Origin of the sequence: Hungatella sp. SL.1.14, assembly GCF_024460495.1 — a bacterium.
Lineage (GTDB): Bacteria > Bacillota > Clostridia > Lachnospirales > Lachnospiraceae > Hungatella > Hungatella hathewayi.
The window spans coordinates 417018-435502 of the sequence record NZ_JANFYJ010000001.1; the positions used below are offsets into that span (position 1 = coordinate 417018).

The 18485-nt window shown below is 47.8% G+C and carries 20 protein-coding genes and 1 tRNA gene; 8 read left to right on the forward strand and 13 right to left on the reverse strand.

Going from position 1 to position 18485, the window contains the following annotated elements; all coding sequences use genetic code 11:
- Positions 1–11: 11 nt before the first annotated feature.
- Genes NE473_RS02025 through NE473_RS02040 form a run of 4 tightly spaced genes read right to left on the reverse strand, consistent with a single transcriptional unit; the run spans position 12 to position 4434 of the window.
- Positions 12–809 (reverse strand): MBL fold metallo-hydrolase, encoded by a 798-nt coding sequence (locus NE473_RS02025; RefSeq protein WP_006775989.1) that lies wholly within the window; start codon positions 807–809, stop codon positions 12–14.
- Positions 806–1396: a dephospho-CoA kinase gene (gene coaE / locus NE473_RS02030; RefSeq protein ID WP_039892826.1), complete on the reverse strand. Its 591-nt coding sequence runs from the start codon at positions 1394–1396 to the stop codon at positions 806–808. Before coaE ends, NE473_RS02025 begins: the two co-directional genes overlap by 4 nt.
- A gap of 36 nt (positions 1397–1432) precedes the next feature.
- Positions 1433–4075, reverse strand: coding sequence for a DNA polymerase I (gene polA / locus NE473_RS02035; protein ID WP_055652170.1), 2643 nt, complete (start codon positions 4073–4075; stop codon positions 1433–1435).
- Positions 4076–4086: 11 nt separating this feature from the next.
- Complete coding sequence (locus tag NE473_RS02040; RefSeq protein WP_022032147.1) at positions 4087–4434, reverse strand: anti-sigma factor family protein; 348 nt, start codon at positions 4432–4434, stop codon at positions 4087–4089.
- Positions 4435–4566: 132 nt separating this feature from the next.
- On the opposite strand from NE473_RS02040, the gene NE473_RS02045 reads away from it, so the two are divergent.
- Positions 4567–4649: transfer RNA gene (locus NE473_RS02045), tRNA-Leu, on the forward strand.
- 86 nt (positions 4650–4735) lie between these two features.
- Here NE473_RS02045 and NE473_RS02050 read toward each other — a convergent pair.
- Complete coding sequence (locus NE473_RS02050) at positions 4736–5260, reverse strand: GNAT family N-acetyltransferase (RefSeq protein ID WP_055652169.1); 525 nt, start codon at positions 5258–5260, stop codon at positions 4736–4738.
- A 352-nt stretch (positions 5261–5612) separates the two neighbouring features.
- On the opposite strand from NE473_RS02050, the gene NE473_RS02055 reads away from it, so the two are divergent.
- Positions 5613–5792 (forward strand): DUF6440 family protein, encoded by a 180-nt coding sequence (locus NE473_RS02055; protein WP_055652178.1) that lies wholly within the window; start codon positions 5613–5615, stop codon positions 5790–5792.
- 116 nt (positions 5793–5908) lie between these two features.
- On the opposite strand, the gene NE473_RS02060 is transcribed toward NE473_RS02055, so the two are convergent.
- Entirely contained in the window at positions 5909–6139 is a 231-nt protein-coding gene (locus NE473_RS02060; RefSeq protein WP_006775982.1) for a hypothetical protein, read from the reverse strand.
- Positions 6140–6297: 158 nt separating this feature from the next.
- On the opposite strand from NE473_RS02060, the gene NE473_RS02065 reads away from it, so the two are divergent.
- The 4 genes from NE473_RS02065 to upp all read left to right on the forward strand — a co-directional run bounded on the left by NE473_RS02065 (position 6298) and on the right by upp (position 9746).
- The gene (locus tag NE473_RS02065) at positions 6298–6582 is read left to right on the forward strand and encodes a helix-turn-helix domain-containing protein (RefSeq protein ID WP_055652168.1); all 285 of its coding nucleotides are present in this window, start codon (positions 6298–6300) and stop codon (positions 6580–6582) included.
- 219 nt (positions 6583–6801) lie between these two features.
- Positions 6802–7683: a polysaccharide deacetylase family protein gene (locus NE473_RS02070; RefSeq protein WP_055652167.1), complete on the forward strand. Its 882-nt coding sequence runs from the start codon at positions 6802–6804 to the stop codon at positions 7681–7683.
- Between the two features lie 77 nt (positions 7684–7760).
- Entirely contained in the window at positions 7761–9086 is a 1326-nt protein-coding gene (locus NE473_RS02075) for a uracil-xanthine permease family protein (RefSeq protein ID WP_432762485.1), read from the forward strand.
- A 30-nt stretch (positions 9087–9116) separates the two neighbouring features.
- Positions 9117–9746: a uracil phosphoribosyltransferase gene (gene upp / locus NE473_RS02080; protein ID WP_039892828.1), complete on the forward strand. Its 630-nt coding sequence runs from the start codon at positions 9117–9119 to the stop codon at positions 9744–9746.
- Positions 9747–9842: 96 nt separating this feature from the next.
- Here the strand turns inward: upp and NE473_RS02085 are convergent, their stop codons facing one another.
- Genes NE473_RS02085 through NE473_RS02095 form a run of 3 tightly spaced genes read right to left on the reverse strand, consistent with a single transcriptional unit; the run spans position 9843 to position 13951 of the window.
- The gene (locus NE473_RS02085; RefSeq protein ID WP_055652165.1) at positions 9843–11174 is read right to left on the reverse strand and encodes a sodium-dependent transporter; all 1332 of its coding nucleotides are present in this window, start codon (positions 11172–11174) and stop codon (positions 9843–9845) included.
- A 22-nt stretch (positions 11175–11196) separates the two neighbouring features.
- Positions 11197–11877 (reverse strand): LbetaH domain-containing protein, encoded by a 681-nt coding sequence (locus NE473_RS02090; protein ID WP_022032139.1) that lies wholly within the window; start codon positions 11875–11877, stop codon positions 11197–11199.
- 13 nt (positions 11878–11890) lie between these two features.
- Positions 11891–13951: a DNA topoisomerase gene (locus NE473_RS02095; protein WP_006775974.1), complete on the reverse strand. Its 2061-nt coding sequence runs from the start codon at positions 13949–13951 to the stop codon at positions 11891–11893.
- A 124-nt stretch (positions 13952–14075) separates the two neighbouring features.
- On the opposite strand from NE473_RS02095, the gene NE473_RS02100 reads away from it, so the two are divergent.
- Together NE473_RS02100 and NE473_RS02105 are read left to right on the forward strand one after the other, a co-directional pair.
- Positions 14076–14564, forward strand: coding sequence for a YbaK/EbsC family protein (locus NE473_RS02100; RefSeq protein ID WP_055652164.1), 489 nt, complete (start codon positions 14076–14078; stop codon positions 14562–14564).
- A 127-nt stretch (positions 14565–14691) separates the two neighbouring features.
- Positions 14692–15132, forward strand: a complete 441-nt coding sequence (locus NE473_RS02105) for a hypothetical protein (RefSeq protein WP_055652163.1) — start codon at positions 14692–14694, stop codon at positions 15130–15132.
- A 136-nt stretch (positions 15133–15268) separates the two neighbouring features.
- On the opposite strand, the gene NE473_RS02110 is transcribed toward NE473_RS02105, so the two are convergent.
- The 4 genes from NE473_RS02110 to NE473_RS02125 all read right to left on the reverse strand — a co-directional run bounded on the left by NE473_RS02110 (position 15269) and on the right by NE473_RS02125 (position 18448).
- Complete coding sequence (locus NE473_RS02110) at positions 15269–15433, reverse strand: ABC transporter ATP-binding protein/permease (RefSeq protein WP_118041719.1); 165 nt, start codon at positions 15431–15433, stop codon at positions 15269–15271.
- Between the two features lie 173 nt (positions 15434–15606).
- Positions 15607–16407, reverse strand: coding sequence for a nitroreductase family protein (locus NE473_RS02115; protein WP_055652162.1), 801 nt, complete (start codon positions 16405–16407; stop codon positions 15607–15609).
- A complete protein-coding gene (locus NE473_RS02120) occupies positions 16382–17320 on the reverse strand; it encodes a DMT family transporter (protein ID WP_022032134.1) in 939 nt (312 codons plus the stop codon). Before NE473_RS02120 ends, NE473_RS02115 begins: the two co-directional genes overlap by 26 nt.
- Before the next feature lie 66 nt (positions 17321–17386).
- Entirely contained in the window at positions 17387–18448 is a 1062-nt protein-coding gene (locus NE473_RS02125; RefSeq protein ID WP_055652161.1) for an aldose epimerase family protein, read from the reverse strand.
- Between the last annotated feature and the right edge of the window lie 37 nt (positions 18449–18485).

Here is an 18485-nt window from a genome sequence, read left to right on the forward strand (position 1 = left end):
TTCTCCTCGTCTTATATAGTGATAATTTCCGACATCCTGTCTCTTCCCGCAACTGCGATCGAAAAATCGGACGCCTTAAATGGATTATCTCCGTCTGTAATCTCCAGCTTTACGGTCTCATAAGCCAGTTCTTCATAATTATTTTCCTTGCTCAGATGGCCAAGCAGAATCCGTTTTAAATTATCGTGCAGGATGCAGCACAAAAGCCGTCCGGCATTCTCATTGGACAGATGGCCGTGATCCCCTAAAATACGCCGTTTTAAATAGTAGGGGTAAGGCCCTGCCTGAAGCATATTGACATCATGGTTTGATTCCAGCAAAAGCGCATCAAGCCCCTGGAGATGATCGATTATGTACTGGTCATAATGTCCCATATCCGTCGCCACCGCCACAGACTTGTGGTCATGCTGAATCCGGTATGCCACCGGGTTCGCCGCATCGTGATCAATGGAAAATGGCTTTACCTCCAGATCTCCTATAAAAAAGTCTACATCCGGACTGATCGGATGGTACAGCTCTCTGGGATATTCTCCCAGGTACTTCTGTTTTGACACCTCGTCAAGCGTCTCCTTTGTCCCGTAGAGAGGAACGCCATACTTTCTCGCCAGAACGCCCAGTCCCTTTGTATGATCAGAATGCTCGTGTGTGATGACGATTCCGTCGAGTTCACTGCCCTTTAACCCGATTTCATTTAATCCCTGCTCAATCCTCTTATTGCTGATACCGGCATCCACCAGAATATGGGAATGATCCGAACCAACATAGATGCAGTTTCCACTGCTTCCGCTCGCTATACTTACCAGTCTCATGTTTCCCGTCCTTTATCTTTCAATATGGCTTCCAGCCCGGCTTTCACATCTTCCACGGTACCGTTGTTATCGATCACCCGGTCCGCCAGCTCCCGGAATTCTTCATCCGAAAGCTGATTCTTCATGATGCTTAAGGAACGCTCTCTGCTGTAACCCCTGTTTTCATTCAGGCGTCTGATGCGATTCTCTTCCGATGTATAAACATACCACATTTCATCGTAGATGTCATCCTGTTCCCTGCCCATAATTGCAGATTCTACCACAATTAAGTCCGCTTGTGAAGAAGAAATTTTATCTTTGATCGTTTTCCATACCATCGGATGAATGATTCCGTTCATCGTCTCCAGTGCGTTCCGGTCATGAAAAATGAGCGCGGATAACAGCGGCCGGTCAATGGTTCCATCCGGATTTAAAAAGCTGGTGCCCAGGGCGCGGACTACCTCCCGGTAGCCCCCCTGCCCTGGTTCCATCAGCTCATGCGCCACCTGATCTGCAACGATGATTTCTGCCCCGTACTCAGTTTTCAGAATATCGAGAATCCGGCTCTTCCCGGCGCCGACTCCGCCTGTCAGTCCTATTACTCTCACGTTTCGTCCCCTTCTCTGTCTCGTGCTGTCTTTCAATTATTTGGCATCAAACCAGGAATCCCCGACATTGGCTTCCACTTCCAGGGACACGGATAAATCCGCGGCATGCTTCATCTCATCCACCAGAAGCGCCTTTACTGCCTCCACCTCATCCTTTCGCGTCTCGATCAGAAGTTCATCATGAACCTGCAAAACAATGCGTGACTTAAGGCCTTTCGCCTTCAGCGCCCGGTCTACGCGTATCATTGCAATCTTCATGATGTCGGCCGCTGTTCCCTGGATCGGGGAGTTCATGGCCACGCGCTCGCCGAAGGAACGCTGCATGAAATTGGCTGATTTCAGTTCCGGCACAGGACGTCTTCTGCCAAACATGCTCACCGCATAACCGGTCTCCTTGGCATCCGCCACAAGTCTGTCCAGAAATTCCTTCACACCCGGATACGTCTCAAAATATTTATTGATATATTCCGTCGCCTCTTTTCTGGAGATGCTTAAGCCCTCGCTCAAGCCAAAGGAACTGATTCCGTACACGATTCCGAAGTTAACCGCCTTGGCGTTTCTTCGCTGCAGCGGCGTCACCTCGTCAAGCGGTGTATGGAAGACCTCGGAAGCCGTGATGGCATGAATATCTTCCGCGTGGCGGTAAGCTCCGATCAGGCGCTCATCTCCTGACATATGCGCCAGGACGCGAAGCTCGATCTGGGAATAGTCGGCATCGATGAAGACGTACCCATCCTCCGGAACGAAAATCTTGCGAATCTCACGTCCCAGTTCCATACGAACCGGTATATTCTGAAGATTCGGCTCCGTACTGCTGATTCTTCCCGTAGCCGTGATGGTCTGGTTAAAAGTCCCGTGTATTCTCTCATCCGGCCCGATATAGACGGCCAGGCCTTCTGCATAGGTGGAATTCAGCTTGGTGAGCTGACGGTAATCCAGAATCATCTGCACTACCGGATAATCGGGAGCCAGTTTGTCCAGCACGTCGGCCGCCGTAGAATACCCGGACTTCGTCTTTTTCCCGTTGGGAAGTTTCATATGGTCAAACAGGACTTCGCCCAGCTGTTTGGGAGAATTGATATTAAACGTTTCCCCCGTCTCCTCATAAATCTTCTGTTCCAGTACGGCAATCTGTACCTTCAGGCGGTCTCCGTACTCTTTCAGCCTCACTCGCTCCGCCTTGATTCCCACCTGCTCCATGTGGAAAAGGCTGTAGATCAGCGGCATCTCAATATCGGTAAAGAGGCTGTACATCTCAGTCCTCTTCAGTTCCTCCGTCAGACGGTCCGCACTCATAAATGCGATATACCCCATATAGCAGACGCACGTAAATGCCTTCTTCTCATCGGTCTCCAGAGCCATTTTTACCGACTGCTTACCGATTAAGCCGGCTCTGGACGGTACTGTCAGTCCGAGATAATCGCGGGCCAGATCATCGTAATCGTACGTATCCTTAAGCGGATTTAAGAGATAGCCTGCCACACCCGCGTCAAACAGCGGGCTGTCTGATTCTGCTTTTAAAAATGGAAGCAGAGGCTTCAGTTTCAGCACCGATACCCGTTCGCACGTTCTGCACAAATCTCTCGCCTTTTCCACCAGATATTCCGCGCGCATAAATCCCTGGGGGACGAAACAGTACGTGGCTTCCTCCCCTGTACAGAGCGCCATGGCGGTAAGCTCGTGATCCTCGATCACCAGCTCCAGTCCGATCTTAGCCCCTTTCCTGCAGGAGGCAAAGACGGCTTCCGCTTCCCCAAAATCAGTTACCATCCGAAAATGCGCCTCAGCCGACGGACTTTCCACTGGCGTATCCGAAAAACGGGAAAGGAGCGATTTGAATTCCAGACGCTTCATATACTGGTAGGCAGCCGGTGTATATAAGCTGTCCGTTTTTGCATCATCATAAGAAAACTCAATTCCACAGTTTGTATTAATCGCTGCCAGTTCCTTACTCAACTGCGCGAGGCTGTAATTCTCTTCCAGAGACTTCTTCGCCCTCGGCGGTTTAATCTCCTCAATATGGGCGTAAGCATTCTCAATACTGCCGTACGCCTCTATAATGGCAGCGGCCGTCTTCTCGCCAATAGACGGCACTCCCGGAATGTTATCGGAAGAATCTCCCATCAGTGCCTTCATATCGATAAATTCCTTCGGAGTTACATGGTACTCATTCTTCACATCCTCCGGATAGTAGTCCTTAATCTCCGTTCCGCCCCTGCTGGTTTTAGGAATCCGTATCTTAATGTGCTCATCAGCCAGCTGCAGAAGATCCCGGTCGCCCGATACCACGACGACCTCCACGCCCTTTGCCTGGCTCTCCTTCGCCACGGTGCCCAGAATATCATCGGCCTCGAAGCCGGCCATCGTAAGGATCGGAACCTCCATGGCTCCGAGAACTTCTTTCATCAAATCTACCTGCTCATGAAGTTCCTCCGGCATGGGCTTTCGCGTTCCCTTATACTGTTCAAACATCTGATGGCGGAACGTCGGTTCCTTTAAATCAAATGCCACCGCCACGTGGTCTGCCTGCTCTTCTTCCAGTATCTTAAACATGATGTTTAAAAAACCGTATACGGCGTTCGTATGAAGTCCCTCTGAATTAGTCAGCTCCGGCACTCCGTAGAATGCCCGGCTCATGATGCTGTGTCCGTCTATTAATACTAATTTCTCTTTGTCCATGTTCTCTCCTGTCAGATCAGTCCCGCCTGCAGCCAGATTCTGCACTGCAGAAGAACCGTAATAATTAATGCCATAACACTGAGTGTGGATACCGCATAGCGCATGATCTTTACCATACGAACCGCTTCCAGTCTTTCCCTGGACTGTTCGATCGCTGTCTCGAGCGCTCCCTTGATATTATAATTGCCCGTCTCGGAGTCTAACTGCCGGATTCCCACATCCACGGTAAAATATATCTCCAGTTCTTCCCTGCATTCCGGGCAATGTTCAATATGCTCCAGGAATTCAAAGAGTTCTTCATCAGTCAGTTCATTCTTAATATAAGGCATTACAAGGCTTTCCGCTTCTTTGCATGTCACCTCCGGACACCTCCTTCCACAAATCTCTATCTATCATACAATATATTTCCTCTCTTTTCAATTTAATAATCATAAAAAACACTTGCCAAATGGAAAATCCTGTGATAAAATAATCAACGCTGTGATTGTTACGCCGGCTTGTCGGAATGGCAGACGAGGTGGACTCAAAATCCATTGGTGGCAACACCGTGCGGGTTCAAGTCCCGCAGCCGGCATTACACCCTTGGCAGGGAACTGGGCTGGAAACCTGATATCGAATCGGGTTTTCAGTCCTTTTCTTTTTTTTAAAATTGAATCAGCGCTATAACTGAATCCAATAGCGCTGCTCAATATGGCCGTCTTCTTCAATCTCATTTTCTAATACTCCTCCATTTTTAATGATTGATTTCGCCGAACCAATGTTATTTTTATCGCAGCACATCAATACTCTGGTGATGCCAAGCTTTTTACACTCTTCTAATGCCAAAGCAATCATTGCCGTCGCATAACCTTTTCTTCTTTCACCGGGTCTGATTCCATCGCCTATGTGACCACCCGTTTTAAGTAGTTTATCATTTAAATAGTGGCGAATACTGACAGCGCCAACAAAAATGTTTCTGTCTCTGTCAAGACAAAATAAAGTTGTATCAGGAACCCAATCGTTGTTAAGCTCTTCTGTTGCGTTAATACTTTTCACATAATCATCAAAATCATGAAAATCATTTGCCCATATTCTCCATGGGGATATATTGGTGTGATTTTCTATAATATCGTTCTTCCATTCTTCAAGCATGTCAAATAGCTGATCCTTATATTCATGAGTTAATTTAACAAGTTCAATATTCATTTTTCTCTCCCCATTTTAATTCTATTATTCCGTTATAGTTGAATAACAAATGAAAACACCTGCGCTCCATACTTTTTAATGTTTTTCGCGACAACTGTATTATACCACTGAGTTATGATTTTTTCTTTCTTTTCTTTACTTTTGCGGAAGGACATAGCGAATGATCATAAAAATATCAGATCATATTTTTCCTGAAACAGCTGTTGGAATGCAGCAAAAGGGCTTTTTATTTTGAAAGGGGTGTTTGCTCCGATGATACATGGAATATTATCCTGATATTCTGAGGAGGGGCAGCCTGGACAGGGATAACATACAGATCATGACAGCTCAGAATTTAGTGGAGGATTGGAACATGGGTAAGGACAGATTTGAGAAAGTATATACACAGGGAACGCTCAATGTAACGGAAATTTGGGTAGATAAAGAGACCGGTGTGAATTATGTGTTTCACTGCGGCGGCAATGCAGGGGGATTAACCCCTCTGCTCGACCGGGAGGGAAACATCGTGATATCTCCAATCGTCAGTCACTGACATAAGCAGCCAAAAGCACGTTCAAAAAGCCAGTCAGGATTCTATTGCTGACGTCATGAAAAAGGAATCTATCCATACGGCAGATTCCTTTTTCATTTTACTGCGGTACAGTTCCATCACTCTTTCCTGAAGCTTAAGCCTAACGGCTTAGCCACACGATCCTTTATACGCTCTACCTTTCCCAGAATTAACCATTGCTTCGTACAGTCTGAGCTTGCCCGTTCGCCGTCATCTGGCCACAGAGCACGCCATTTTGCAAAACATTTTGTTTCCAGCCTGCTGAAAACAAGATAGATCATCTGCAATTCTTCTTCGGTAAATTCTAAATTATAAATATGCTTCTTCATCACGGTATACTTTCCCCTCCATTGTCCTTTATCTTCTCCCGTCCTGCTTCTTGTATAAAAAGTATACAGCTTTTATGGATTCAGGTCAACTATACGAATATTTAATCAACCATATAAACATACCATATGTAGTAAACTACTGAAAAAGGAGAATTGATATGGTTGACTTTGGAAACACCTTAAAAACTCTACGTTTACAGGAAAATATGACCCAAGCCCAATTGTCCCAGAAATTAGGACTCACTAAATCAGTGATCAGTGCCTACGAAACAGGGCTGCGTCTTCCCTCCTATGATGTATTAATTCACATTGCACAAATTTTCAAAGTATCCACGGATTATCTCTTGGGTGTGGAACACAAAGACAGTCTCGATTTATCCGGACTGACTCAACCCGAAAAATCTGCACTCTTATTGCTGATCAAAGCAATGAAAAATAAATAAGAGCAGGAACGATATATAGACCAGTGACAGACTGCCGGTAATAAACAGGCTGCATGTTTCCGGATCGGGAATATAAAGCCTGTCTGACTGCCGTGAAATTCAAGGCACTAATTTTCTCAGGAATCTATCTACACAAAATCGTAAGCAATTCTGCAATACATTTTTCCTCCATTATGGTATACTATCTCTATCGAATTCAAATGATAAAGGAGGCTTTTTATGAAGCGATATACTGTTATTCTCACTCTTTCACTCCTCTGTGCCCTTTCCCTTGCCGGCTGCGGAAAAAAGAATCAGGACAAGACCGATTTGACAAGCACCCACACGACCGCGGCGACGGAAACCATGTCTCCCACTACGACAGCCGCCGAGACTAAAGAGACGGAAGGCTCAGACAAAGAGACGGCAAAGGCGGCGGATGGCGAATCCGAAAAGGATGCTTCTAAGAAGGCGGACAATTCTGCCAGTGTCTCTACGTCCATTCATACCTACACCACCGGTAATATTTCCATCGAATATCCGGTTGTCTCCAATTTGAGCAAGGCCGCTGTGCAGGAAACAGTCAACAAACTGTTAAATGAACATGCTTTGGAATTTATCAAGGCATATGGCGTGGACGAAAGCAAGGATTCTCTCACCGTAAAATGCCGGGTCGTATCTGCGGACCGGAGACGCCTGACTGCTGTTTACACAGGCTCCTACATGCCGGACGGCGGTGCCCATCCAGTCAGTCTCTTCTATACGAATACCATCGACACCGCGCTCGGAGAAGACATGGGACTCACGGACTATGCGGATCCTTACACACTGGCCGGATATGTGCTGTCTGCTGACTGCCAGTTTGCTGACGCGGATGCCACACTGGAAAAAGAACTGATGAAGATTAAGAACGACACGGATATCGAGACGTATACCGAAATGTTCCGCCGTGCGGATTTCCCATGGAAAGAGCCGAAAACCACCTCCAAGGGCTCCAACGAAGCCGTAAAATTCCCGGAAGTTTTCAGCTACGAGGATCAGGGTACCATCTATGTTTCCATACCAGTACCTCATGTTCTCGGTGATTTTGCGCTGATAAAGTACACACCTGACACAAAATAGTGAAAATAGTTGCTATTTAACCCCATATTTGATAAAATAGTACGGAAAAATACAAAGATATGAAATGGGGTAGCAAAATGAGTGAAAAAACGCAACTGACAACACGAGACTATCTGCTCAGCATCCAACACCTGTTTGCCATGTTTGGCGCAACGGTTCTGGTTCCTTTGCTGACCGGTCTTAATCCATCGCTCGCACTGTTTTCCGCAGGTGTGGGTACCTTAATATTCCACTGCTGTACTAAGTTTAAGGTTCCTGTTTTTCTCGGTTCTTCCTTCGCATTTCTGGCTGCGTTAAGCGCCATCATTCGACCGGAAGGTGCCGTGGTTGCAGAAAACATTCCTTTAGCACAGGGTGGAATTATTTTTGCCGGTCTGATCTATCTGCTGTTTGCGCTGATTGCTTTTTTAATCGGGGCGGACAAGATCAAAAAGGTATTTCCTCCGGTTGTTACAGGACCCGTAATTGTGGTCATCGGTATTAACCTGGCCAGTACCGCGATCGGTGATGCGACCGGCGGATTAAACCTGGCGGACGGCCTTACCTCCGAGATCGCTTTAAACCTGGGCATCGCCCTGTTTACGCTCTTTGTGGTAATTCTCTGTTCCATTTTCGCACACGGTTTTTTCAAACTGGTCCCGATCTTAATCGGAATCGCCGCAGGATACATTCTGTGTATTATTCTGGGCGCAGTCGGAGTCTTCCATATGGATTATTCCGCCATTACGTCCGCAGCATGGATTAATATCCCGTTTGTGACAAAGGATATGAATGGAGTTCCCTTTATGTCTCTTCCGAAATTCGAGCTGGGCGCTATTCTCTCCATTGCACCGATCGCCTGCGTCACCTTTATGGAACACATCGGCGATGTCACTACGAACGGTACGGTAGTCGGAAAAGATTTCTTAAAAGATCCGGGTCTCCACAGAACCCTGATGGGCGACGGACTCGCAACCTTATTTGCCGGATTCGTCGGCGGACCTGCCAACACCACCTATTCTGAGAATACCGGTGTTTTAGCTACGACGAAAAATTACAATCCCCGTCTCCTGCGTGTGACCGCCATCTTCGCGATCATACTCGGCCTTTTCGGAAAGGTTGGCGCAATTCTTCAGACCATTCCCGGCCCGGTTAAAGGCGGTGTGGAAGTTATGCTGTTCGGTATGATCGCCGCAGTCGGAATCCGTTCTCTGGCGGAATCAGATCTTGATTTCACTCACAGCCGCAACTTAACCATCGTCGGACTGATTCTCGTCTTTGGCCTCGGTTTTGCGCAGCTGGGCGGACTCAATATCCACGCAGGCTCCATTACACTTAACATCTCCGGCCTTTTCATCGCCGTAGTCATCGGAGTCCTTATGAATATCATACTGCCGCAGACAGCTGATACTGTAAAAAACTAAAGAAAGGATTACTATACCATGGAATTTCCAATTGAAAATGTAACTGTCTTCAGCCACCCGTTAATCCAGCACAAAATTTCTATCCTGAGGGATAAGAGAACCGGAACCAATGAGTTCCGCGCACTGATCGAAGAGATCGCCATGCTTATGGGCTATGAAGCCTTAAGAGATCTCCCTTTAAAGGAGGTCGAGGTCGAAACTCCGATTGAAACATGCATGACTCCCATGATTGCAGGAAAGAAGCTCGCCGTTGTTCCGATCCTTCGTGCCGGACTCGGTATGGTCAATGGAATCCTTGCACTTGTTCCGTCTGCCAAGGTCGGACATATCGGTCTCTATCGTGACGAAGTCACCCATGAGCCTCATGAGTATTACTGCAAGCTTCCGAACCCCATCGAACAGAGAACCATTGTAGTAACAGATCCCATGCTGGCTACCGGCGGTTCCGCTGTTGCGGCCGTGGATTTCATCAAAGAGCACGGCGGAAAGAACATTAAGTTTATGGCGATTATCGCTGCTCCGGAAGGTCTGGAACGGCTTCATAAGGCACATCCGGACATTCAGATCTATGTCGGCCATCTCGATCGTCAGTTAAATGAGAACGCCTACATCTGCCCGGGTCTTGGCGATGCCGGAGACAGAATTTTCGGTACGAAATAAACCGGTGCTGATATAGCAAAAAGATGTGCTCTGCGGATCGTGAAATCTGCGGAGCACATCTTTTTTATTGTAATCTTTTTTGTCAGCTTTATGCGATCAGCCAATTCCTTTGTATACAATACTCATAATAAACACCAGAACGGCAAGCCCCACATAAACATATTTCGCCGCAAAGCAAAACACCTTTCCAACCGGCTTTTTCCGGCCGGTATTCAGTTCCTCTCCAATCCTGTTTATCCCCAGGACCCAGTAGATCATGATCGCGCAGAGCACCGCTCCAAACGGCACAACATAAATCGTTATCATATCCATCCAGGAGCCCATATACGGCTCATATTCTATGAAAAGTCCAACCAGGAACACGAGACTTCCCACCATAAAGACTGCTTTCTTCCGGCTGAAATGCAGATGAGTCTGAACTGCCTCCGCGCACACCTCGAACATGTTGACAAGGGAGGTGATTCCGGCAAACAAAACAGAAAGAAAGAACAGCACAGCCACCCATCTCCCCGCCGGTATCTGTGCGAAAACCTTCGGAAGTGTGATAAACATGAGAGGCGGACCGCTGGCCGGATCCATCTGAAATGCAAACACTGCGGGAATGATGGCAAAGCCCGCAAGCAGAGCCGCCACCGTATCAAGGAGTGCGGTCGTCATGGCTGCCTTCGGAATGTCTTCCTTTTTGTCTAAATAGCTGCCGTAAATAATCATACCCGAGCCTGTAATCGACAGGGAAAAGAATGCCTGTCCCATAGCCATCACCCACGTCTCCGGCTTTAACAGCAGCTCCCAGCGCGGGATCAGCAGATACTCATAACCGGCAAAGGCGCCGTCCAGAAAGAAGACCCTCACCGCAATGATGATAAACAGGATAAAAAATGCAGGCATCATAATACGGTTGACCTTTTCTATGCCCTTCAGGACACCGCCCACTAACACCGCCATGGTGATGGCAACAACCATAAAATGCCAGGGAACACTGCCAAAATGGCCGGTCGCCTGTGAAAAATAGACCTCTGCCTCCATCCCCATCATGACTCCCGACAGAGAGCCGAATAAGTATCGAAGCACCCAGCCAACGATAATGGCATAGCCGATCGCAATCCCCAGTGATCCGATCAGGGGGATGGCTCCGAGTAGTGCTCCGCCTTTTTTGCCCCGGGTTTTTAATGCATAGCCATAGGAACCGATCGGCCCGGTTCCTGTCAGTCTTCCAAATGCAAATTCACCCGACAGCCCTACCAGACCAAATAAAAGGATAAAACCAAAATAAACAATTAAAAAAGCTGCGCCTCCGTACTGCCCTACGCGATAGGGGAACATCCAGATGTTCCCCATACCGACTGCAGAGCCTACGGAGGCCAGTATAAATCCAAGCCGCGAGCCGAACTTTCCGTTCTTCCCCGCAGTATGTGTTTTTTCTGACATGTCGTTTTGTACCCCTGTACTCTTACTCTGCTTCGCGCTTTTCTACAACTTCACCCTGCTTCTTGTAGATGCAGCCGCCGTCAACACAGCCTCTTACGCTGGAAAGCGGATAGATATTGGATTTCGGTCCGATTACGGTTCCCGGATTTAAAACGGAGCCGCAGCCGACTTCTACAAAATCACCCAGGATTGCCCCGAATTTCTTTAATCCGGTCTCGATATCTCCATCCTCTGCGTGAACCTTAACCAGAGTCTTATCGGACTTCACATTGGAGGTGATGGAACCGGCTCCCATATGCGCCTTATATCCCAGGATAGAATCACCGACGTAATTGTAATGCGGCACCTGAACGCCGTCAAACAGGATTACATTCTTTAACTCACAGGAGTTTCCAACTACAGCGCCTTCGCCAACAATAACGTTTCCGCGGATAAATGCGCAGTGGCGGATCGATGCGCCCTTGCAGATGATGACATTGTCAGCCAGACATGCAGTCGGCGGCATCTTGACGGATTTGTGAATCCAGATGGATTTGCCCATGCGGTTGTATTCGTCTTCCGGAAGCAGTTCTCCAAGGGAGGTGATATACTCGCCGATCTTCGGAAGGATTTCCCACGGATACGTGTTTCTTTCAAATAACAGTTTTGCAATGGTGTGGCTGGTATCAAATAAATCCCTGATTATCATGTCTTCTTTTTTCATGTTCTTAATTCTCCTATTTTGTTTTTTTATAATTAGCCGCCGCCGCATCAAAGGCGCCCCGAAGGCCGTATTGATTGTTCAGCCGCAATACATTGGCTGTTCGTCCGGCGACAAAATTCTCGAGTTTCTGCATGTATTCGTCGGAGGTGATACTTCCCTCCGCCACATAAGTCAGCCCCTTTTCCCAACTGGCCGTCAGTTCCGGATTGAGAAGCTGGCGGATTGAGGCGTTTACCACGTCGAAGATCATCTCTCCCAGAAGCGTGGGGGTGATCACCTGGGTTTTCTGGTTCAGGGCCAGGTATTTTATATTGAACAGCTTCTTTAGAATCTCGGCACGGGTAGCACTGGTTCCGATGCCGCTGCCCTTAATCTGAGCCCGCAGCTCGTCGTCCTCGATCAGCTGGCCTGCATTCTCCATGGCCAGAATCATGGAACCCGAAGTGTAACGTTTGGGCGGTGATGTCTCACCTTCCTTGATCGCCAGGCTCTTAAGCGGGATTACGGCTCCCTTCTTCAGAGTCCCCAGCATGGCGATGAATTCCGGGTTATCCATGTTCTTCTGTGCAGAATCCGTGTTTCCCTCATCGGAATCCCCGGAGGCGTTCTCCGCCTGTCCGTCTTTCCCTTTGGTATCCGGCTTTTTTCTGCTTCCCGGAACGTCTGCCACCTTTAAGTACCCCGCTTCCAGCATAACACGGAAATTAGTGAAAAAATGTTCCTTGTCAATCACCAGTTCCAGCGCATATTTCTGATAGATGGCCGGAGGATAAAAGATACTTAAAAATCTTCTGGCAATTACCTCGTAAACCTTTGCGGACAGCGGCGATAAGCTCCTCAAAGCCCCCATGCCCTGTCCGGTCGGTATGACAGCATAATGGTCCGTAATCTGTTTATCATTCACGTACCGCGTCTTTGCAATCCCTTTAAAGGAACCGGACTCCAGCGCTTCTGCTGCAAATCCGGCCAGAGGCTCGAAATTTTTCAACCCTCCGATATTTTTGTAGATCTCCTTCGCCACCGCGGTGGAAAGGACTCTGGCATCCGTTCTCGGATACGTCACAAGCTTCTTTTCATACAGTTCCTGAACTACCTTTAAGGTCTCATCCGGACTGATCTTAAACATCTTGGAACAGTCATTCTGAAGTTCCGCCAGATTATAAAGAAGCGGAGGATTCTTCGTCTCTTTCTTCTTCTCAATAGCCTGCAGCACCGCATTCATGGGCTGAACCGCGGATAGCGACTCGATGAGGGCTTCCGCCGTCTTTCTCTCTTTAAATCCATTCTCCTTATAGAGATACGGGGATTCAAAATATTTAGACCCGGGAGCGCTTCTCCACTCTCCGTCAAAATCCATGTCCTGAGGAGAAAAAGTACCGATCACCCGGTAAAAAGGGGTCTTCACAAAGTCTCTGATCTCCCGCTCCCGCCGTACTGCCATGCCCATGACACAGGTCATCACCCGCCCCACAGAAATCACCGTATTCTTCCCGGTTCTTAAATAGTTCGAAATATTCTGCCCATACTTTAGTGTAAGCAGACGGGAGAAATTAATTCCCATCAGATAATCTTCTTTTGCCCTTAAATAGGCGGAAGCGGAAAGATTATCGTATTCCTTCTCATCTTTTGCCTCCCTGATTCCTCTTAGAATCTCTTCCTCTGTCTGGGAGTCGATCCACACCCGCTTCTGGGCTTTATCCTTCACATCCGCCATCTGGGCCACCAGACGGTATATATACTCTCCCTCGCGCCCCGAGTCGGTGCAGACATATATGGTATCCACATCCGGCCGGTTCAGCAGACCGCTCACGATTTTAAACTGTTTTTCCACGCTGGGAATCACTTCATATTTAAATTCTTTTGGTAAAAAAGGCAGAGTCTCGAGACTCCATCTCTTGTATTTTGGATCGTAGCATTCCGGATAGCTCATGGTAACTAAATGGCCGACGCACCATGTGACAATTGCCTGTTCCGATTCAATATAACCATCGCTGCGCCTTCCGTTTATCTTAAGCGCATTGGCAAATTCCTGTGCTACACTTGGTTTTTCTGCAATGTATAAAGATTTTGACATGTATATCCCCACTGATTTCTATTCATAACCCGTCTATTATACCATTGAAAAACCGGAATATCAATGATACAATTATAAACAATTCTATTTCTATTTTATTACGTTAAAGTGAAGGAGTCTAATTATGTCTATTGCAAAAGTAAAAGAATATTTAAGGGATTATGGCAGAGACTGTGACGTGCAGGAGTTTCCGGTGTCCAGTGCCACAGTAGAATTAGCGGCCAAAGCGCTGTCCGTAGAACCTGCGCGCATCGCCAAAACCCTTTCTTTTCATGGAGATGAAACGAACGGCTGTATCCTGATTGTCACAGCCGGGGACATGAAGATCGATAATGCCAAGTTTAAGAAGCAGTTCGGTTTTAAGGCCCGTATGCTGGGGGCCGAGGAAGTAGCCATGCTGACAGGCCACGAGGTGGGCGGTGTCTGCCCGTTTGCCAATCCGGAACACGTCACCACTTATCTGGATATTTCCATGCAGCGGTTCCCCTCCGTGTTTCCGGCGGCAGGAAGCGCCAGCTCTGCGATTGAACTTACCTGTGAGGAGCTCTTCAAATATTCACAGGCAAGGGAATGGATCGATGTCTGTAAGACAAAGGAAGTACAGGCTGTATAAAGAATGTCCTGGTTATCCGGGCTGAACTTATGATAAAATTGCTTGTTTCTTTATATAAACAATGATATACTAGCCTTGGCTGAAGATGGTATCGTGATACAGGTAATCCATATCAGGAGGTAATCATATGTTAGAACACAGTGATTTGCAGGCAATCAGGGACATTATGAAAGAAGAAATTGGACGGTCGGAGAATCTTCTCAAGGATAATATAAAGACTGAGATCGGCAGGTCTGAGAATCTTCTCAGGGATACTATAAAGGCCGAGATCGGCAAGTCTGAAAATCTTCTCAGAGATAATATAAAGACTGAAATCGAAAGGTCTGAAAATCTTCTCAGGGATACTATAAAGGCCGAGATCGGCAGGTCTGAAAATCTTGTATTAAGTGAGGTTGACAGAGTACAGGAGAACCTTGAAACGAAGATGGAACAACTCAAAAGAAATATGGATGAGTTGACACAGTATTATCGGACGGTAAAACTGGATCATGAAAACAACGCTCTTTTCCTGCAGATGATTCAGGAACTCAAAAAAGAGATGGAGCAGCTCAAAATCAAAATCGCATAAAAACTTTATATGAAAGCATTACATTCCTGGCAAAAGTAAGTAAAAGAAAAGGCAGTGAAAAAAGAGTTAGATCAACACCTTTTTCATTGCCTCTTCCGCTTCTATAAAGCAGTTTGTCATTTTAAGCACTTCTTTTTTATCCTGTATACTGGCTTGCCTGCATCTGAAACATCTCCGCGTACTTTCCGTTTAAGCGTATCAGCTCCTCATGATTTCCGTCTTCCAGAAAGATAATCCGCCTGCAGAATTTGCAGCTGGAAAGACGGTGTGATATGTAAATAGTGGTACAGCGCTCTGGCAATCGCCAGCTTCTGCAGTTCCCCACTCACTTGATTTATGTAAATTTCACTTAGCACACATCAAATTCTCTCTCTTGTCAATGTATCGTCCAAAATTCTGACAGTTTATTATCAAAAAAACGCAGGGCTCCTGTTTCCAATGGTTTCTCCATCAGTAACAGGGGCTCTGCGGCCTTTATAGAAAACGGATATCACCTTTTTTTCTTGGCGCCGTCCTCTGGTATTTTACAGCGGGGTACCCAAGAAGCATACAGCAGGCCAGGGGCCGTCCGTCCAGCCCCAGCCATTCCATCAGCTTCGGACTCACGCTGATCGTTCTCTGGAGATAACCGCTGTACAATACGCCGGCGCCTTCCGCTACGGCCATATTTTCCATGTTGGCAGCTGCCAGGCCTCCGTCCAGCGGGTTATCTGCCGCCGTAATCAGCAGGCACGGCGCGTTGAAGAAAAAGGTATCAGCCTTCGGATCCTTCTTCCATTTCTCATAAAACCTCGTAAAGGCACGCACGTATTCCGGCTTCGTTTCCTTCAGGGCCTCCAGAATGTACGGAAATTCTGACCAGAACAGTTCCTTAAACTCCTGGAAACGCGTCTGCACTGCGACAAAGGTACAGGCCTGCGCATTCTTTGCCGTGGCGGTATAACGGCCCGCCTCCATGATCCGTTCCAGCACGTCCCGGCTGACAGGCATATCCTTGTAGCTGCGGATGCTTCTGCGGAATTTCACTGCATGAAGAAAATTTCCGGGAGCTACGGTAAAGGAATCCTCCTGATATGCTTCCACTCCGGCCATGTCATAATCCGGTATGGAAACCGCCCCGGAGGGACAGACTGCCACACAGTGGCCGCAGGTGATACAGGGCCTTTCTGCAGCGGCCTTATGATCCCTTAATACGATGGCGTTTCCCGGACAGTCCTGTACACAGAGTCCGCATCCGATACAACGTTCTTCATTGATTACAATTGCGCTGTTCATTACTCACATCTCCTTTTCCTGGTTTTATTGATGGCGTCGTTTTTTTCCTGTATTCAGAGAGAATCACCGCTGCAAACATCAATGCGCAGCCGGCCATGAGCCGGATCGTCAGCGGATCGCCCAGGAAGATCACGGAAAAGATAAGACCGAATACCGATTCAAATGACAAGAGAATCGATGAGGTGTTCGGCGTTAAGTATTTCTGTCCCACATTCTGGAGAAGAAATCCGATCATCGTGCTGAAAATTCCCAGATACAAAAGACTGATTATCATGGAGTTATCAATCACCCTGCCGTCAAACGGCCCCTCCAGAACCGGCGCGATAATCCAGCTTAAAACCGCAGCCACGACCATTTGCAGAACCGTCATTTTGACCGGATCATGGTCTTCCGTATAGCGGTCGATAAATACAATATGTACCGCATAGAAGAAACCGCAGATCAGTGTCAGCAGGTCTCCGATGTTGATGGATAAATCCCCCTCCAGAGACAAAAGAGCCAGGCCCACGACCGCGATGCAGGCAGCGATTATATTATTTCTCTTCGGCTTTTTATGGTTAAAGAGCCAGTGGAGAAAGGGAACGAGGATCACATACAATGTTGTGATAAACGCGTTTTTGCTGGCTGTCGTATATTTTAATCCATACGTCTGAAAGAAATAGCTGACAAAGAGAAACACACCCAGCAGTCCGCCGCAGAGTAAATCTGATTTGTTGATCTTCATCACCTTTCTCCAGAATACCAGGATCAGCGCGATAGCCGCGATCGTAAAACGAAGTGCCAGCAAGTAGGTGGGGGATATGATGTCCACCGAATTTTTCATGACAACGAATGCGCTTCCCCAGATGATGGTCGTGATAATCAGCCCGATGGCTGCCAGTAGTTTAATTCCTTTTCCGTCTTTCGTACTCATAGGTCTCCCTAATGTCCTTTCACATACGTATGGGCTGCAACGCCAATACAATTGCTGGTGTTACTCTTACTTCTGCTGTGTAAACCGATACACCGTAGTCGTCCGGTATTCCTCTCCTGCTTTCAATATCGGAGATGGGAATTCCGGCATATTGACTGCGTTTGGATAGTACTGCGTCTCAAAACAGTATCCGTATCTCGGAGCATAGATCATACCATTCTTGCCTGCAGGACCTGTGCCCAGGAAGTTGCCGGTGTAAAACTGCATTCCCGGAAGATCGGTGCAGACCTCCATGCGGATTCCAGTTTTGCCGGATTCGGCTGCCGCCGAAAGCGCAGTTTCGCCGGGCGCATGATTTAAGATCCAGTTGTGGTCATAGCCCATGCCGAGAATCAGGGCCTCATACGCTGCGTCTATGTCACGCCCAATCTCCTTCATGACGGTGAAATCCATCGGAGTTCCCGCGACCGGGACGATCTCTCCAGTCGGGATGGATCCCGCATCAGCGGCCGTATAGGCGTCGGCGTCGATCCATACACTCTGGCCCATGGCATTTCCGCCGTCCTGGCCGTCCAGATTAAAGTAAGTGTGATTCGTAAAATTGGCGACCGTATCGCTGTCAGATACCATGTGGTAAGCGATAATCAGACTGTCATCCGGTGTCAGCGTGTAGCTCACCGTAATGTCGGCATTTCCCGGATATCCCTGATCGCCATCGGGACTGAACAGAGAAAAGCGGACAGTGGTTCCGAGATCCCCTTCCTCTGTCTCCGCCTCCCAGAGGCGGCTGTGATAGAGATCCGGCGCGCTGTGTAAATTGTTCGTTCCGTCGTTCGCAGCCAGCCGGTACTCTTTCCCATTCAGCGTAAACCTTGCCCCCGCAATGCGGTTGGCGTTGCGGCCGATCGGTGCCCCAAAGTGGGGCGGATTCTCCAGATACGCTTCCACACTGTCATATCCCAGAACCACATCGACCAGTTTCCCAGCCCTGTCGGGCACATACATGGTCACCCATGTGCCGCCCAGATCGGTAAATGATGCCGACACGCCGTTGTCATTAGAAAGCGTATAGAGACTGACCGGTTCTCCGGAAGGCATCACTCCCCACGGTTCTTTCCTGTAAGCCATTTCTGCTACCTCCGCGTTTATCTTATTTGTCTTATTT

Excerpts from the sequence above, each read along its gene's own strand:
- NE473_RS02025 (WP_006775989.1), bottom strand. The coding sequence starts at position 809 with ATGAGACTGGTAAGTATAGCGAGCGGAAGCAGTGGAAACTGCATCTAT.
- polA (WP_055652170.1), bottom strand. The coding sequence starts at position 4,075 with ATGGACAAAGAGAAATTAGTATTAATAGACGGACACAGCATCATGAGC.
- NE473_RS02050 (WP_055652169.1), bottom strand. The coding sequence starts at position 5,260 with ATGAATATTGAACTTGTTAAATTAACTCATGAATATAAGGATCAGCTA.
- NE473_RS02055 (WP_055652178.1), top strand. The coding sequence starts at position 5,613 with ATGGGTAAGGACAGATTTGAGAAAGTATATACACAGGGAACGCTCAAT.
- NE473_RS02060 (WP_006775982.1), bottom strand. The coding sequence starts at position 6,139 with ATGAAGAAGCATATTTATAATTTAGAATTTACCGAAGAAGAATTGCAG.
- NE473_RS02065 (WP_055652168.1), top strand. The coding sequence starts at position 6,298 with ATGGTTGACTTTGGAAACACCTTAAAAACTCTACGTTTACAGGAAAAT.
- NE473_RS02070 (WP_055652167.1), top strand. The coding sequence starts at position 6,802 with ATGAAGCGATATACTGTTATTCTCACTCTTTCACTCCTCTGTGCCCTT.
- NE473_RS02075 (WP_432762485.1), top strand. The coding sequence starts at position 7,761 with ATGAGTGAAAAAACGCAACTGACAACACGAGACTATCTGCTCAGCATC.
- NE473_RS02085 (WP_055652165.1), bottom strand. The coding sequence starts at position 11,174 with ATGTCAGAAAAAACACATACTGCGGGGAAGAACGGAAAGTTCGGCTCG.
- NE473_RS02090 (WP_022032139.1), bottom strand. The coding sequence starts at position 11,877 with ATGAAAAAAGAAGACATGATAATCAGGGATTTATTTGATACCAGCCAC.
- NE473_RS02095 (WP_006775974.1), bottom strand. The coding sequence starts at position 13,951 with ATGTCAAAATCTTTATACATTGCAGAAAAACCAAGTGTAGCACAGGAA.
- NE473_RS02100 (WP_055652164.1), top strand. The coding sequence starts at position 14,076 with ATGTCTATTGCAAAAGTAAAAGAATATTTAAGGGATTATGGCAGAGAC.
- NE473_RS02105 (WP_055652163.1), top strand. The coding sequence starts at position 14,692 with ATGTTAGAACACAGTGATTTGCAGGCAATCAGGGACATTATGAAAGAA.
- NE473_RS02115 (WP_055652162.1), bottom strand. The coding sequence starts at position 16,407 with ATGAACAGCGCAATTGTAATCAATGAAGAACGTTGTATCGGATGCGGA.
- NE473_RS02120 (WP_022032134.1), bottom strand. The coding sequence starts at position 17,320 with ATGAGTACGAAAGACGGAAAAGGAATTAAACTACTGGCAGCCATCGGG.
- NE473_RS02125 (WP_055652161.1), bottom strand. The coding sequence starts at position 18,448 with ATGGCTTACAGGAAAGAACCGTGGGGAGTGATGCCTTCCGGAGAACCG.